The 15,955-nt window shown below is 59.1% G+C and carries 13 protein-coding genes; 6 read left to right on the top strand and 7 right to left on the bottom strand.

Annotated elements, in window-relative coordinates:
* Window positions 1-78 precede the first annotated feature (78 nt).
* The gene (gloA, locus tag CKW30_RS04870; RefSeq protein WP_039762746.1) at window positions 79-600 is read right to left on the bottom strand and encodes a lactoylglutathione lyase; all 522 of its coding nucleotides are present in this window, start codon (window positions 598-600) and stop codon (window positions 79-81) included.
* A 137-nt stretch (window positions 601-737) separates the two neighbouring features.
* Between gloA and CKW30_RS04865 the strand changes: the two genes are divergently transcribed.
* The gene (locus CKW30_RS04865) at window positions 738-1,256 is read left to right on the top strand and encodes a DUF4946 domain-containing protein (RefSeq protein ID WP_095180140.1); all 519 of its coding nucleotides are present in this window, start codon (window positions 738-740) and stop codon (window positions 1,254-1,256) included.
* A gap of 215 nt (window positions 1,257-1,471) precedes the next feature.
* On the opposite strand, the gene CKW30_RS04860 is transcribed toward CKW30_RS04865, so the two are convergent.
* Window positions 1,472-1,837 (bottom strand): histone-like nucleoid-structuring protein, MvaT/MvaU family, encoded by a 366-nt coding sequence (locus CKW30_RS04860; protein WP_041480175.1) that lies wholly within the window; start codon window positions 1,835-1,837, stop codon window positions 1,472-1,474.
* 227 nt (window positions 1,838-2,064) lie between these two features.
* Entirely contained in the window at window positions 2,065-3,600 is a 1,536-nt protein-coding gene (locus CKW30_RS04855; RefSeq protein ID WP_095180139.1) for an EAL domain-containing protein, read from the bottom strand.
* Between the two features lie 351 nt (window positions 3,601-3,951).
* Here CKW30_RS04855 and hppD point away from each other — a divergent pair, with 351 nt between their 5' ends.
* A complete protein-coding gene (hppD, locus tag CKW30_RS04850; protein WP_016774910.1) occupies window positions 3,952-5,028 on the top strand; it encodes a 4-hydroxyphenylpyruvate dioxygenase in 1,077 nt (358 codons plus the stop codon).
* A gap of 173 nt (window positions 5,029-5,201) precedes the next feature.
* Here the strand turns inward: hppD and rarD are convergent, their stop codons facing one another.
* Complete coding sequence (gene rarD / locus CKW30_RS04845) at window positions 5,202-6,083, bottom strand: EamA family transporter RarD (RefSeq protein WP_095180138.1); 882 nt, start codon at window positions 6,081-6,083, stop codon at window positions 5,202-5,204.
* A gap of 289 nt (window positions 6,084-6,372) precedes the next feature.
* Window positions 6,373-7,683, bottom strand: coding sequence for an MFS transporter (locus CKW30_RS04840; protein WP_073476652.1), 1,311 nt, complete (start codon window positions 7,681-7,683; stop codon window positions 6,373-6,375).
* 171 nt (window positions 7,684-7,854) lie between these two features.
* Here CKW30_RS04840 and CKW30_RS04835 point away from each other — a divergent pair, with 171 nt between their 5' ends.
* The 4 genes from CKW30_RS04835 (at window position 7,855) to CKW30_RS04820 (ending at window position 13,514) form a co-directional block, all read left to right on the top strand.
* Window positions 7,855-8,976 carry a sugar diacid recognition domain-containing protein gene (locus CKW30_RS04835; RefSeq protein ID WP_056789661.1) on the top strand — a complete coding sequence of 374 codons (1,122 nt, stop codon included), beginning with the start codon at window positions 7,855-7,857 and terminating at the stop codon, window positions 8,974-8,976.
* A 238-nt stretch (window positions 8,977-9,214) separates the two neighbouring features.
* Entirely contained in the window at window positions 9,215-10,354 is a 1,140-nt protein-coding gene (locus tag CKW30_RS04830) for a glycerate kinase (RefSeq protein ID WP_095180137.1), read from the top strand.
* 305 nt (window positions 10,355-10,659) lie between these two features.
* Window positions 10,660-12,285, top strand: coding sequence for a methyl-accepting chemotaxis protein (locus tag CKW30_RS04825; protein WP_095180136.1), 1,626 nt, complete (start codon window positions 10,660-10,662; stop codon window positions 12,283-12,285).
* 41 nt (window positions 12,286-12,326) lie between these two features.
* The gene (locus CKW30_RS04820) at window positions 12,327-13,514 is read left to right on the top strand and encodes a pyridoxal phosphate-dependent aminotransferase (protein ID WP_095180135.1); all 1,188 of its coding nucleotides are present in this window, start codon (window positions 12,327-12,329) and stop codon (window positions 13,512-13,514) included.
* Window positions 13,515-13,655: 141 nt separating this feature from the next.
* Here CKW30_RS04820 and CKW30_RS04815 read toward each other — a convergent pair whose 3' ends face one another.
* The gene (locus CKW30_RS04815) at window positions 13,656-14,633 is read right to left on the bottom strand and encodes a D-glycerate dehydrogenase (RefSeq protein WP_095180134.1); all 978 of its coding nucleotides are present in this window, start codon (window positions 14,631-14,633) and stop codon (window positions 13,656-13,658) included.
* Between the two features lie 13 nt (window positions 14,634-14,646).
* Window positions 14,647-15,945 carry an MFS transporter gene (locus tag CKW30_RS04810; protein ID WP_041480189.1) on the bottom strand — a complete coding sequence of 433 codons (1,299 nt, stop codon included), beginning with the start codon at window positions 15,943-15,945 and terminating at the stop codon, window positions 14,647-14,649.
* Window positions 15,946-15,955 lie beyond the last annotated feature (10 nt).

Below are 15,955 nucleotides of genomic sequence, written 5' to 3'. Positions count from 1 at the left end.
GTTGGTGTAATTCTCCAACATCCCGCAATCAGTCCCCTCTCCCTCTGGGAGAGGGCTAGGGTGAGGGGCTTTCAGCTTTTACAGCGGCGCAGGCTGAATGATCTCGACCCAGTAGCCATCCGGGTCCTTGATGAACGCCAGGCTCTTCATCCGGCCGTCGGTCAGGCGCTTCTGGAAATCGCAACCCAGCTCTTCAAAGCGTGCACACGCTGCGACGATGTCCGGCACCGAAATGCAGATGTGACCAAAGCCACGCGGATCGGTGTTGCCATTGTGATAGGCGAAGTCGGCATCGTTTTCGGTACCGTGGTTGTGGGTCAATTCGAGAATGCCTGGAATCGATTTCATCCATTCGGTACGCGCAGCAGCATCGGCCGGGATCTGCGCTTTATCGACCAGCGCAAGGAAGTACAGGCTGAATTCGGCTTCCGGAAAATCACGCTTCTCGACCAGCGAGAAACCCAGGACGCGGGTGTAGAAATCCAGCGACTTGGTGATGTCCTTCACGCGCAGCATGGTGTGGTTGAACACGAAGTTGCGGGTTGCGCTGTCTGGCGTGGCGGTCACGCCGGGGAAAGTGTTCAGTTCGTTGAGGCTCATGGGCCCTCCAATAACAATGGGCGAGTGAATGGGCGCAATGATACGCATGCCGGCCGGCATCGCCAAATGCAAGGCGGGCTTGCCCTGCGCGAGGGCGGGGCTCAGACTTTGCTCTCTACCTTCGAGTGCGTCCGGCAATGATCCGACTGTTCAAATCCGTGTTTGTTTTTTTTGCTTTGTCATTGGCCGTGGTTTTCCCGGCCATGGCCGAACCGAGCATCACCTGGCCAGCGGGCTGGAAGGTTGAAGTGTTGCCGGATACCGCGCCGCCAGTCTCGCGGCAAAGGGCAGTGAAGCTCGATGCCGACGGCAATCAGGTGATGGTGATGGAGTTGACCATGACGCAAGTGGAGGCGGGGCATCAGGTCAATTTGCAAGGCGTGCTGCTGGAGATGCGTAAATCCATCCAGAAGGATTTCTTCCGCAGTGGTTATCAGAGCGTCTGCAACCGAATCCATCCGGCTGCGTTCGGATCATTGACCGGGTTGGAGACGACCTGCACGATCACCGAGAACGGCCGGCACGTATTATCACAAACGCTGGTGGCTGCCGTGGAAACAGACAAGGCTTATGTACTTTCATATGCCGGTCAGGCTGAGGTTTATAAGGCGAGCGCCGACGACATAGAGGCGGCACGTAACAGCCTGAAATTATAAACGTCCGTACTAACTCGCGGTGTTTTGAATGCCGGAAAGGATTAAGCACAAAGTTTGATTCATCGTTTGCAGCAACATCGCGCAGCAAAATGTTTAGCGTGATGACTCAGTAACGTTACACAATTTTCCAACTTGTTCGATGAAAATCATTTCATTTGTTAGATATTGTCAATAAAAAAGCCCTGCATCGCGCAGGGCTTTTTGTTGGCGTCAGATTAACCGCGCAACCATGAATCCACGGTGGCCGCACCGTACTGTTCTTTCCAGGCTTTCAGGCCGCGATGGTTGCCGCCCTTGGTTTCGATCAGCTCGCCAGTGTGCGGGTTCTGGTAAACCTTGACGACGCGGGCGCGGCGGGTCTTCGGCGCTGGGGCGGCCTGCAGACCGGACTTCGCCGGGTTCGGGTCGAGGATAGCGATGATATCTTTCAGGCCTTTGCCATAGGTTTTCATCAGTCCCTGGAGCTTTTCTTCGAATTCGATTTCTTTCTTGAGCCCGGCGTCATTCTTCAGTGACTCCAGCTGTTTGAGCTGTTCCTGAAGGGCCTTTTCAGCTGCGCGAAATTCAGCGAGTCTGGACAATATCTTTACTCCAATAGTGTGTTTGGCTGATACCAACCGCAAACAAAGCTATAAGCCAAGAGCCTGGAAGCGACTCGGTGATAATTGGCTCACCTGTCAGTCTGGCTCAGGTTGAAAAAATTGTAGTAGTTAATGCGACAAGAGTAAATCCTGATGTTGTCGCCATGTAACAACAATGACTTTTTGTATCAATTTGGTGCGGTTGTTGGACGGGCTATGCTAATGAGTTAACGATCACTTAATGCGCTGATGAAATCTGCTGCCGGCATCGGTTTGGCAAACAAATAACCTTGCATGAAATCCACCTGATGCTCCGTCAGGTAATCGGCTTGGGCCTGTGTCTCGACACCTTCGGCAACAATGGCCAGATCCAGCTTTGCCGACAGTTCAATGATGGAGTCGAGAATATGCCGTGATAGCGCATCGATGCCGATCATGGCGACAAAGCTCTGATCGATCTTGAGAAAGTCGACCTTGAAGGCGCGCAAGTAGCCGAGGCTTGAGTGGCCTGTACCAAAATCGTCGATCGCGATTTTCACTCCAAGTGCGTGCAATTGCTCAAACAGTTGCAGGGTCATGTCGTTCGGTTCGATCAGCTCGCGCTCCGTCAATTCCAGCACCAGCTCGACGCTGCCGGGCGCAAACGCCGCCAGGAGGTCGCGACAGTCTTCGACCAGTTCCAGATCCTTGCAATGGCTGGCAGTGATGTTGATGCCGATATGGAAAGGTTTGGCGAAGGCCGCAGAATGCGGTCCCAGCATGGCGGCAGTCTGTTGCATCAGCGAGCGGGTCATCGGCACGATCAAGCCTGAATGCTCGGCAAATGGAATGAACAGATCCGGGCGTACGAGGCCCTCTTTCGGGTGATTCCAGCGCATCAGCACTTCAGCGCCGGACCACTGCTTGCTGTCACCGTGAACCACCGGCTGGAAGTAAGGAATGAATTCCCCGGCCTCGAGTGCGCGAAGCATTTCGTGACTGGGCGAGTTCGAGCGTTTCTGCACGACATGGCCGATGGCGCCCGAGATCACGCCGAAAAATATCAGCAGGCTGAACAACGGCGGATAATTGGCCGCCATGTAACGCCAGGTTTCTCCTTCGGGAAAACCCGCCGACACGTTGAAACCGTATCGTTCGGATTCGAGCATGCTATGCGCGACTGGCAAAGCGGGCAGGGGCCCTTGATGCACTCTGCCGTCGGCGGACAGCCAGTTATCGCCCACTTGCAACATCAGTAATGTCTGGCGGCCGATCAGGCGCAGGATGTTGCTCAGGTGATAACCATCAAGCGTGGTCAGCGCGCCGCCACGACCGTCGCTGAGGCGGTAGATCAACAATGCCGTGTCGGGAGTGACGGGATTGCCTTTCATCAACCACAGTTTGCCTTGATGATAGTCCCCGGCATTGACCGCTTCCTTGAACTGCCCGAACAGTGAGCTGCAGTAGAGCGTGTTGTCCCAGACCAGATTGGTCGAGCGCACGAAGGGGCGTCGGGTCACTTGTTCGCGCAGGGCCAGTTTCACGTCTTCGCAATTTTTCCCGGCCAGAGGCAGCAGAACCCGAGCGGCTTCTGCCGTGTTGTCGAGCATCAGATCGAACTGTTGCAACGCTTGTTCGGCCGTTTCCCCGGCACTTTGCTCCAGCGTTCGTTTTGCCTGCATATAAAGAATCCCACTGCCCAGCACGATTGGCAGCAGACCGGTGAGCAAAGTCACGGCGATTCGGGTGCTGCGTTTGCGGCGGGATCGGTGGGTCAGTGGCATGGACACATCCTGTGGTTTAGAAATCCGACCCGATAAACAATTGAGCCAGAGAGGAGAATAGATGGCAGATGGCGCTTGCGCCGTAGGTAAAAAAGCGGATTTTATACAGAGGGCAGACAGGTCTGGTTACGCTGTGTAGAATCGGGTTACGCATACAATAATAATCGTCTTCTGGCAGCAGAAGCCTCGCCCGCAAGAGCCTTGGGTCGACAATGAAGATATTCGGGTTTCAACTGATCTACGGAGACTTCCTCGCGCGCAGCGTGCGTGGCATCTCCTGCGCGCCGCCCTCCACATCACTTTCCTGACAAATAACCCTGGTTAATTGATAAGAAATGATGAGGCGTCACCATGGCAGATTTATACGAAAACCCAATGGGCCTGATGGGCTTTGAATTCATCGAGTTCGCAGCGCCGACTCCTGGCACACTGGAGCCGATCTTCGAGATCATGGGCTTCACCAAAGTCGCGACCCACCGTTCCAAGAACGTGCACCTGTATCGTCAGGGCGCAATCAACCTGATCCTCAATAACGAACCCAACAGCGTCGCCTCGTACTTCGCCGCCGAACACGGCCCGTCCGTTTGCGGCATGGCGTTTCGCGTGAAGGATTCGCAGAAGGCCTATTCTCGCGCACTCGAACTCGGCGCTCAGCCGATTCACATCGAGACCGGTCCGATGGAGCTGAACCTGCCGGCAATCAAGGGTATTGGCGGTGCGCCGCTGTACCTGATCGACCGTTTCGGTGAAGGCAGCTCGATCTACGACATCGACTTCGTGTTCATCGAAGGTGTTGATCGCAACCCGGTTGGCGCTGGCCTGAAGATCATCGACCACCTGACCCACAACGTTTATCGCGGTCGCATGGCCTATTGGGCGAACTTCTACGAGAAGCTGTTCAACTTCCGTGAAATCCGTTACTTCGACATCAAAGGCGAGTACACCGGCCTGACCTCGAAGGCCATGACCGCACCGGATGGCATGATCCGCATTCCGCTCAACGAAGAGTCGTCCAAGGGCGCCGGGCAGATCGAAGAGTTCCTGATGCAGTTCAACGGTGAGGGTATCCAGCACGTCGCGTTCCTCACCGACGACCTGATCAAGACCTGGGATCAACTGAAGAAAATCGGCATGCGCTTCATGACCGCGCCGCCGGATACCTACTACGAAATGCTCGAAGGTCGCCTGCCGAATCACGGCGAGCCGGTCGATCAGCTGCAATCGCGCGGCATCCTGCTCGATGGCGCATCGGAGCAGGGCGACAAGCGTCTGCTGCTGCAGATTTTCTCGGAGACCCTGATGGGGCCGGTGTTCTTCGAATTCATCCAGCGCAAGGGCGACGATGGCTTCGGCGAGGGCAACTTCAAGGCCCTGTTCGAATCGATCGAGCGTGACCAGGTGCGTCGTGGTGTGTTGACCACCGAGTAATCTGAAATGAAAAAATCCCGGCCTGCAGAAATGCAGGGCCGGGATTTTTTTGCTTCATACAAAACCTGAGGGAGCGAGCCTGCTCGCGAATGCGGACTTTCATTCAACAGTCATGTTGACTGGTCTGACGACTTCGCTAGCAGGCTCGCTCCCACATTTGTCTTGTGTTGCATTCAAGAGCGGCGTTGGCGCGTCAAGTGTTTGAAGCCCTCGAACACCAGCACCACAACCGCCAGCCAGATCGGGATGTAAGTCAGCCACTCGCCCGACTTGATGCTCTCTCCCAGCAATAATGCCACCGCGAGCAACAGCACCGGTTCGACATAACTCAACAACCCAAACAGACTGAACGGCAGCAAGCGGCTGGCGATGATATACACCACCAGCGCGGACGCACTGATCAGACCGAGCAGTGGAATCAGCCACATCAGCCCCGGATATTGATCGAACACGGCCAGGCCCTGTTCGCCGCCCTGCACAAACCAGTAGGCGACCGGCAGCATCAGGGTCATGTCGACCCACAGGCCACCGAGGTTGTCGGTTTTCAGGTATTTGCGCAGTACGAAGTACAGCGGATAACCGACCACGACCATCAGCGTCGCCCAGGAAAATCCGCCAACCTGATACAGCTCGTTCAACACGCCAAGACTGGCGAAAAATACCGCGATTTTCTGCAGGTAAGACAGGCTCTCGCCATAGGCAATCCGCCCGGTCAGCACCATCGCCAGTGGCAACAGGAAATAGCCCAGTGATACATCCAGGCTGTAATCATTGAGCGGTGCCCACATGAACAGCCACAGCTGAACCCCGAGCAGGGCTGAAGAAACCAGCAGCCCGGCAATCAGCTTCGGCCTGGCTGCCATCAATCGGAACAGCTCCAGCACCCGCCGCCATTCCCCGGAAACCAGCATGAACACCGTCATGCACGGCACGGTCAGAAGCATGCGCCAGCCGAAGATTTCCACGCCGCTCAGAGGGGTCAGCAGCGACGTGTAGTAATACATGACGGCAAACAGCACGGAGGCTGAAACCGATAGAGCGATACCTTTAGACAAACTGTCCTCGCGACGTGATGGTTGAACGGGGCGCGCAGGATACGTGGTTTTTGTGCTGAATATTGAGCGGATGCTCATTATTTCCCACATCCAGGAGCCACAAATCCTGTGGAAGCGAGCCTGCTCGCGAAGAGGCCGGCAGATTCAGCATAGATGTTGCGTCGACTGGCGCTATGCATGATTGCACCGCTTAAACGCAAAAAGATCGCAACCTTCGGCAGCTCCTACAGGGAACGCATTCCAGAGTAGGAGCTGCCGAAGGCTGCGATCTTTTGATCTGCGCGTCTGATTAGGCCCGCAACGTCCGAGTCATCCGCAACGCCAGCAGACTCCCGCCGACGATCACCGCCGCCAGCACGTACAACGCTGCATCCGTCGAACCCGTGCTGTCCTTGACCCAACCCACCAGGTACGGGCTGAGGAACCCGGCCATCTGCCCCATCGAGTTGATCAGCGCCAGCCCACCAGCCGCTGCGCCCGCGCTCAGCATGGCGGTCGGCACCGGCCAGAACATCGGCAGGCCGGTCAGTGCGCCCATGGTCGCGATGGTCAGGCCGAGAATCGCAATCGCCGGATTGGCCGCAAAGTTCACTGCGATCACCAGCCCGATCGCGCCCATCAGCATCGGCACCACCAGGTGCCAGCGGCGCTCCTTGCGCAAGTCCGCCGAGCGGCCGACGACCAGCATGAACACCGCCGCGAGCAGATACGGAATCGCACTCAGCCAGCCGATCACCAGGTTGTCGCTGAAGCCGAGGTTCTTGATGATCGACGGCAGCCAGAAGTTGATCGCGTACACGCCGCTCTGGATGCAGAAATAGATCAGGCCGAAGGCCCAGATCGCAGGGTTCTTGAACACCGCAAGCAGTGAGTCGGTGGCGGTTTTAGGTTTATTGGCGAGGTCTTCGGCGTGGTCGGCTTCGAGCACCGAACGTTCGTGCGCGGTCAGCCATTTGGCGTTGGCAAAGCTGTCGCTCAACAGGAAATATGCCAGCGCACCAAGGATCACGGTCGGAATGCCTTGCAGCAGGAACATCCACTGCCAACCGGCCAGGCCACCCTGGCCGGCGGCGAAGTGGTTGAGGATCCAGCCGGAAAACGGGCTGCCGAGCAGCCCGGAGACGGGGATCGCCGACATGAACAGCGCCATGATCCGGCCACGGCGGAACGTCGGGAACCACTGCGAGAGGTACAGCACGACGCCCGGGAAGAAACCCGCCTCAGCCGCACCGGTGAAAAAGCGCAGGGTGTAGAACTCGGTCGGGGTGGTGACGAACAACAGGCAGGTCGACAGCGTGCCCCAGGTGATCATCATCAAGGCAATCCAGCGCCGAGGACCGAAGCGGGTCAATGCCAGGTTGCTCGGCACGCCGCACAGCACGTAACCGATGAAGAAGATGCCGGCGCCGAGGCCATATACGGTTTCGCTGAATTTCAGTGCGTCGAGCATCTGCAATTTGGCGAAGCCGACGTTGACCCGGTCGAGGTAGTTGAACAGGTAGCAGATGAAAATGAAGGGAATCAAACGCAGGGTGATGCGTTTGTAGACGGCGTTTTTACCGTCGTCGATGGTCTGGGTAGCTGCGGCGCTCTGCGACATAGCGGCTCTCTCTTTATTATGATTTTTTGCGATGCAAAGGGTAACGTTGATCGCCCTGAGAGTCTCGGCCACCTTTGGCCGGATTGTCTTTGTGCCTGAGCACAGGGTTTGCCGCCAGACCCTGTGCGGCTGAACAACCGTTCGTGCCTGAACTGAAGGATTGCCGCCGCTATGTTCGAACTCGATCACGACCTTGCCCAGGACATCGTCGACCGGGCCATGGCCATTTTGCCGTACAACGTCAATGTCATGGACAGTCAGGGCCTGATCCTCGGCAGCGGTGAACCGGAACGCATCAACACCCGGCATGAAGGCGCGCAACTGGTGCTGGCCAACGGGCGTGTGGTGGAAATCGACGCGCAGACGGCGGTGCATCTCAAAGGTGTGCAACCGGGGATCAATCTGCCGCTGCTGCTCGATCAGCGCTTGATCGGCGTGCTCGGCATCACCGGCGAGCCGGAGCAATTGCGCACCTATGCCGAGCTGGTGCGCATGACCGCTGAAATGCTGGTCGGCCAGCGCAACCAGCAGGCCGAGCAACAGTGGCGACGGCAGCGTTGCGATGATCTGCTGGCGTTGCTGCTGAGCGAGGCGGGGGATTCGCCGCGTCTGATCGATGAGGCGCAGCAACTAGGGCTCAAGCCGCAATTGACCCGCGTGCCGTATCTGTTCGAACTGGGGCTTGAGCACGGGCCGGGGCAAACCGTCGAGGCACTGAGTGCGTGGCTGACCTCGCGTTATCCGGACAGTTGGTGCGTGAGTTCGGCGAAGTCTTCGTTGTTGTGGTGTCGCCCGGCGAGCCAGAACGTCGAGCACGATCGACTGCTGGAAAAACTCGATGGCCTCGGCTGGAAGATTTTGCGCATCGCCGTCGGCGGGCAGGCGGATGGTCTGGCCGGGTTGCGTCGCTGTTACCGACGAGTCGGCGATTTGCTCGCTTATGGTCGTGACGTGCTGCCGAATTCGAGACTGCTGACGCTCAATCGTTATCGCTTGCCGGTCATGCTGTGGCGTCATCGCAACGATGATGCGCTGGACGAACTGCTCAAGCCGCTGCGCCAGGTCATCGCCAAGGACAGCAACGGCCAGTTGCTGGCGACCCTGCGCAGTTGGTGCGAGCACGACGGGCAGAGCCAGGCCTGCGCCGAGGCGTTGGGCATTCATCGCAATAGTCTGCGTTATCGCATGGAGCGGATTGCCGAGTTGAGCGGGGTTGATCCGTTGAAGCTGGACGGGATGCTGGCGTTGTATCTTGGGGTGCAGCTGCTGCCGCAGACTGATCCATTGACATGAGTTGTCCTTGAGGCCGCCATCGCTGGCAAGCCAGCTCCCACAGGTCAGAAGGCGTTCATAACTTCCATAGCCACCGCAGAACCCTGTGGGAGCTGGCTTGCCAGCGATGAGGCCGGTACGACCAACACATATCTTTTGTGGAAATGAACAATAAACGCCGACGCCACTTGTGCACTCGACCGGCGTCAAGGCGCAGGCCGACTGGCAGCATGAATGCCACTGCAACCGGAGAATTCCCATGAAAATCGTCATCGCCCCCGACTCGTTCAAGGATAGCCTGAGTGCCCAAGGCGTTGCCGAAGCCATTGCCCTCGGACTGGCCCAGGTCTGGCCGCAGGCGACGCTGATCAAATGCCCGATGGCCGATGGCGGCGAAGGCACGGTCGAGTCGATTCTCGCAGCCTGCGAAGGTGAGTTACGCCGCACCCGCGTGCGCGGTCCACTGGGCGCGCCGGTCGAAGCCGCATGGGGCTGGCTGCCGCACAACCATACCGCGATCATCGAAATGGCCGAGGCCAGCGGTCTGCAACTGGTGCCGCCGGGACAGCGCGATGCCTGCATCAGCAGCACCTTTGGCACTGGTGAATTGATTCGTGCTGCGCTGGATGCCGGCGCGCAACGGGTGATTCTGGCGATTGGCGGCAGCGCGACCAATGACGGCGGCGCCGGGGCGATGCAGGCGCTGGGGGTGAAGTTGCTGGATGCGCAGAATCAGTCGCTGGTGCCCGGCGGCCTGGCCTTGGCGCAACTGGCGCGACTCGATGTGGCTGGGCTTGATCGACGTCTGGCCGATGTGCGTTTCGACATCGCCGCCGACGTCAATAATCCGCTCTGCGGCCCCCACGGCGCCTCGGCCATTTTCGGCCCTCAGAAGGGCGCGTCGCCTGCGCAGGTTGAGCAACTTGATCAGGCGCTGGGGCACTTTGCCGAACTCTGCGCGCAAGCATTGGGCAGGGACGTGCGCGATGAACCGGGCAGCGGCGCGGCGGGTGGTCTGGGGTTTGCCGCCAAGGCTTTTCTCGGTGCGCAGTTTCAGGCGGGCGTCGAGGTGGTAGCGGAACTGGTCGGGCTCGCTGACGCGGTCAAGGGTGCGGATCTGGTGATTACCGGAGAAGGCCGCTTCGATGCGCAAACCCTTCGCGGCAAAACGCCGTTCGGTGTTGCGCGAGTTGCCAAACAACACGCTGTGCCGGTGATCGTGATTGCCGGGACCTTGGGCGAGGGCTATCAGGAGCTCTATCAACACGGCATCGACGCCGCTTTCGCCGTGACCAGCGGACCGATGACACTCGAACAAGCCTGCGCCGAAGCACCGCGCCTGCTGCGTGAACGCGCCACCGATATTGCTCGGGTCTGGCAACTTGCCGCCCAACGCTGATCGGCTTGCCTATGTAGGAGCTGTCGAGTGCAACGAGGCTGCGATCTTTTGACTTTTAAAAGCAGGATCAAAAGATCGCAGCCTCGTTGCACTCGACAGCTCCTACCAAGGGCAGCGGAGCAGTTTTTGATTGTTGCCACGTCCTGAAAAATATTTACCGCAGACCCGAAACCTTCCTCAAGCCTGGCCGATACAACGGTCAGGCGCACACAAAACCACAATTCAGTGCCGCCGGACTGTCGCCCGCTATGGGCCAGTGCTCACGGCATGGACGCTCGCAGTTTCTTTCTTTCGAGAGTCCGACCATGTCCCTGCGTAACCTGAATATCGCGCCACGTGCTTTCCTCGGTTTTGCCTTTATCGCCTTGCTGGTGATTGTCCTCGGCGTATTCGCCGTCAGCCGCATGACGGTCATTCGTCAGGCGTCGATCGACATGGACACCAACCAATTGCCAAGCGTGACCCACCTCAGCGTGGTCACGGAAAACGTCCTGCGCATGCGCATTCTCTCGTTCCGTGTGCTGGTCAATCGCGAACCGGCCAGCCTGCAAGAGGCAGAAACCCGCATCGCGGTGCTGGTCGACAAGGTGCGCAAAGCTCAGGCCAGCTACGCTGCGTTGCCGGCAGGTCCTGAAGAGCACGCAGTTTTCCAGACGTTTTCGACCACCCTCGATAACTACCTGCAAGCCCAGAACCGGATGCTTGAGCTGTCGCGCCAAGGCGATCTGGAAGCGATGCGCGCGTTGATCAACACACGCATCAAGGAAGGCACCGATCAGATGGGCGAGCAGCTAAACAAGCTGATCGGCATGAATACCGCCGGGGCCAGAGCGGCGGCCATTAAGGCCGGTGAAAACTATGACAGCGCCATTACCGGGATCATCATCGTCGCCGTGATTGCGGCGCTGGCCACCGTGTTGCTCGCCTGGTTGCTGACCCGCAGCATCGTCACGCCGCTCAACCGCGCCGTGCTCGCCGCGCAAACCATTGCCGGCGGTGACCTCAGCAAAGCCATCGAAGTCGACGGCAAGGATGAACCGGCGCGCTTGCTCGAAGCCTTGGCCACGATGCAGACCAACCTGCGTAAAACCATCGAGCAGATCGCCGGCTCTGCCACGCAACTGGGCGCCGCTGCCGAAGAACTCAGCGCTGTTACAGAAGAGGCTTCGCGCGGCCTGCAACAACAGAACAACGAAATTGAACAGGCCGCCACTGCTGTCAACGAAATGACCGCTGCGGTGGAAGAAGTGGCGCGCAACGCCGTCTCGACTTCCGAAGCGTCAAACCAGTCGACCCACGCCGCCCGCGAAGGTCGTGATCAGGTGGTGAAAACCGTCGACGCGATCCAGACCATGACCCACGACGTGCAGAACACTGCGCAGATGATCGAAGGCCTCGCCGCGCAAGGTCGTGACATTGGCAAGGTGCTGGACGTGATTCGGGCCATCGCCGAGCAGACCAACCTCTTGGCGCTCAACGCTGCAATTGAAGCGGCGCGTGCCGGCGAGGCTGGCCGTGGCTTTGCCGTGGTGGCTGACGAAGTGCGCGCCTTGGCCCATCGCACCGCGCAGTCGACCCAGGAAATCGAGAAAATGGTTGCCGGCATCCAGAACGGTACCGGTGAAGCTGTCTCCTCGATGCAGCAAAGCAATCAGCGCACCCAGACCACATTGGAAATGGCCCGCGCGGCCGGCGTGGCGCTGGAGCAGATCACGCAATCGATTCACCAGATCAACGAACGCAACCTGGTCATCGCCAGTGCGTCGGAAGAGCAGGCGCAAGTCTCGCGCGAAGTCGATCGCAACCTGGTCAACATCCGCGACCTCGCCACGCAATCGGCCGCCGGCGCCAATCAGACCAGTGCCGCGACCCACGAACTGTCGCGACTGGCAGTGGATTTGAACGCCATGGTGGCGCGTTTCGTGATTTGAGATACGGTGAAGGCTGGAAACCGCGCTAACAGGAGACGTACATGCGCTATTCAGCCTTGACCCAACGAATCGCCGGGGAGGGTGCCGCTGCCTGGCAGATTCACGACCGAGCGCTGGAACTGCGCGCCGAGGGCGTTGATGTTTTGTTGTTGAGCGTCGGCGATCCGGATTTCGATACGCCGTTGCCGATCGTCCATGGCGCGATCGATAGCCTGTTGGCCGGCGATACCCATTACGCCGATGTGCGTGGGCGGTTTGAGCTGCGCAGGCTGATTGCCGAGCGTCATCGCCAGCGCAGTGGTCAACGGGTTGATCCTGATCAGGTGATTGTCCTGCCCGGCGCACAATGCGCGGTGTACTCGGTGGCGCAGTGCCTGCTCGATCCGGGCGATGAAGTGATCGTCGCCGAGCCGATGTACGTCACTTACGAAGGTGTGTTTGGCGCCTGCGGTGCCAAGGTGATTGCGGTGCCGGTACGCCCCGACAACGGTTTCCGTGTCGACCCGGCCGATGTTGCCGAGCGCATTACCCCGCGAACTCGCGCCATGCTGCTCAACAGCCCGAACAATCCCAGCGGCGCCAGCTTGCCCTTGCTGATCTGGCAGGAGCTGGCAGCGCTGTGCATTCGCCATGACCTGTGGTTGATCAGCGATGAGGTGTACAGCGAGCTGTTATATGAAGGCGAGCACATCAGCCCGGCGAGCCTGCCGGGCATGGCCGAGCGCACCGCGACGATCAACAGTCTGTCGAAATCCCATGCGATGACCGGTTGGCGTATCGGCTGGATGATCGGCCCGAAACCCTTGGCCGAGCATCTGGAGAATCTGTCGCTGAGCATGCTCTTCGGTCTGCCGGATTTCGTACAGAAAGCCGCGCAAGTGGCGCTGCAAAGTGATCTGCCGGAAGTCACGCAAATGCGCGAGGAATACCGCTTGCGGCGCGATCTGGTGTGCGAGCGTTTGCACGGTTGCCCCGGGTTGCAGCCGATTCGCCCGGATGGCGGCATGTTCGTGATGGTCGATGTGCGCCAGACTGGCCTCGGCGCCCAGGCATTTGTCGAGCACTTGCTGGAAGGTTACGGGGTGTCAGTGTTGGCCGGTGAAGCGTTCGGGCCGAGCGCGGCGGGGCATATTCGCATCGGGCTGGTGGTGGATCGGGTCAAACTGGCGGATGCCTGCGCGCGGATTGCGTTGTGTGCGGTGCAGCTGTTGCAGGCGCGCAGTGCCTGATGGATTTGCTGTGTCTTCACTGGCCAAATCGCTGGCAAGCCAGCTCCCACAGGTTTTTCAGTGTCCATGACACTCATGGACGACCCGAATCCTGTGGGAGCTGGCTTGCCAGCGATGAGGCCAGAGCCGGCAATAAAGATCTCAGTTTTGCCAAGTAGAGGCGTTCACCAGATTCGCCGGCCGCTGTCCATTCAACGCCGCCAACAGATTCTCCACCGCACACCGCGCCATTGCCTCACGCGTTTCGTGGGTCGCCGAGCCCATGTGCGGCGTCGCCACCACGTTGCTCAACTGCAACAACGGCGAATCATGATTCAACGGCTCGCGCTCGAACACATCCAGCCCCGCCGCGCGAATCCGCTTGCTGCGCAACGCCTCGATCATCGCCGCCTCATCAACCACCTTGCCCCGCGAGATATTGATGAAAATGCTTTCCGGCCGCATGAGCGCAAATTGCTCGGCGCCGATCAAGCGTTCGGTCTGCGCCGTCAGCGGCAAGGTCAGGCAAATGAAATCGGCCTGCTGGAGCAACTCTTCGAGGCTGCGATATTGTGCGTCGAAACGCTCCTCGACCGCCGGTTTGCGCGACTGACTGTGGTAGATCACCGGCATGCCGAAACCGAAATGCCCGCGCTGGGCCAGGGCCTCGCCGATGCGGCCCATGCCGATGATGCCCAGCGTCTTGCCGTGCACATCGGTGCCGAAATGCGCCGGGCCGATGTTGCGGCTCCATTGCCCACCACGGACCATGTCCGCCAGTTCGACCACCCGCCGCGCGGCAGCGAGGATCAGGGCGAAACCGGTGTCGGCGGTGGTTTCGGTGAGCACGTCGGGGGTGTTGGTCAGCAGAATCTTGCGCCGATTCAGATACTCGATGGCGTAGTTGTCGACCCCCACCGAGACGCTGGCAATCGCCTCCAGTTGCGGCGCCAGATCCAGCAGCGCGGCATCGAGTTTCAGGCTGGCGCCGAGCAAACCGTGGGCGCGGGGCAGGGCATCGCGCAACTGCATGAGGCCATCGGCGTCGAGGCTTTCGATCAGCGTTACGTCAAACTGCTCTTGCAGGCGCGCCATCAGCACGGGCGAAAGTTTCTTGTACAACACGACCTGTTTTTTCATGGCAAAAGTCCTTTCAGGAATGCGCCGGCACACGCGGTGTGGCGACGGCTTTGGCGACGACGCGATCACTGGCGCCGGGCTTGAGGAAAATGGTCAACACCACCGACAGCAACAGCGCGCCGCTCATTAGCAGATAGGAAGCGCCGGGCGAACCGGTGGAGCTGTTCAGATAACCGACCAGATACGAGCCGCCAAAAGAACCGAGCGCGCCCATGCTGTTGATCAGCGCCATGGCGCCACCGGCAACGTTGGCCGGCAGGATCTCCGGGACGATGGCGAAGAACGGCCCGTATGGCGCGTACATGCAGGCGCCGGCAATCACCAGCAGCGTGTACGACCACCAGAAATGCTCGGCGCCCAAGGCGTAAGAGCCATAAAACGCAATCGAAGCGATCAGCAGCGGTGGCCAGACGAAGCGTTTGCGCTTCTGCAACTTGTCCGAACCCCACGACACCGCGAGCATGCCGATCACCGCCGCCAGATACGGCAGCGCCGACAGCCAGCCAGCCTCGATCATGTCCATCTGCGCGCCGGCCTTGAGGATCGACGGCAGCCACAACACGAAACCGTAGACGCCGATGCTCCAGCAGAAAAACTGCAGCGCCAGGATGATCACCTTCGGCGAACGGAAAGCCTCGGCGTAGTTCTTCACGGCTTTGATCCCGACCTGCTCAGCGGCGAGGGCGCTTTCCAGATCGTGTTTTTCCTGCTCATTGAGCCACTTGGCCTGAGCTGGTCGATCATCGGCCAGACGCCACCAGATAAACGCCCACAACACCGCCGGCAGACCTTCAATGATGAACATCCAGCGCCAGCTGAAATGCTGTACGAGATAACCCGAGACTACCGACATCCACAGCATCGTCACTGGGTTGCCGAGGATCAGAAAGGTGTTGGCCCGCGAACGTTCGGCACGGGTGAACCAATGGCACAGATACACCAGCATCGCCGGCATCACCGCCGCTTCGACAACGCCGAGCATGAAGCGAATGACGATCAGCCAATAGGCGTTGGACACCACGCCGGTCAACGTGGCCAGACCACCCCAGAGGATCAGGCTGACGAAAATCAGCTTCTTCACACTGTGCTTTTGCGCGTAGATCGCGCCGGGAACCTGGAAGAAAAAGTAACCGAGAAAGAACAGCGCACCAAGCAGCGAGGACAGACCCGGTGTGATCATCAGGTCTTCGGCCATGCCCGACGCGGCGGCAAAACCGTAGTTGGCGCGATCAAGATAGGCCAGGCTGTATGTGATGAACACAATCGGCATGATGTACCACCAGCGGCGGGTGGCGAGGGTTGCAGTTTTCATCGGTGTGACT

The organism is Pseudomonas sp. Irchel 3F6, assembly GCF_900187595.1.
Classification (GTDB): domain Bacteria; phylum Pseudomonadota; class Gammaproteobacteria; order Pseudomonadales; family Pseudomonadaceae; genus Aquipseudomonas; species Aquipseudomonas siliginis.
This window is presented reverse-complemented; position numbering and strand designations above follow the sequence as displayed.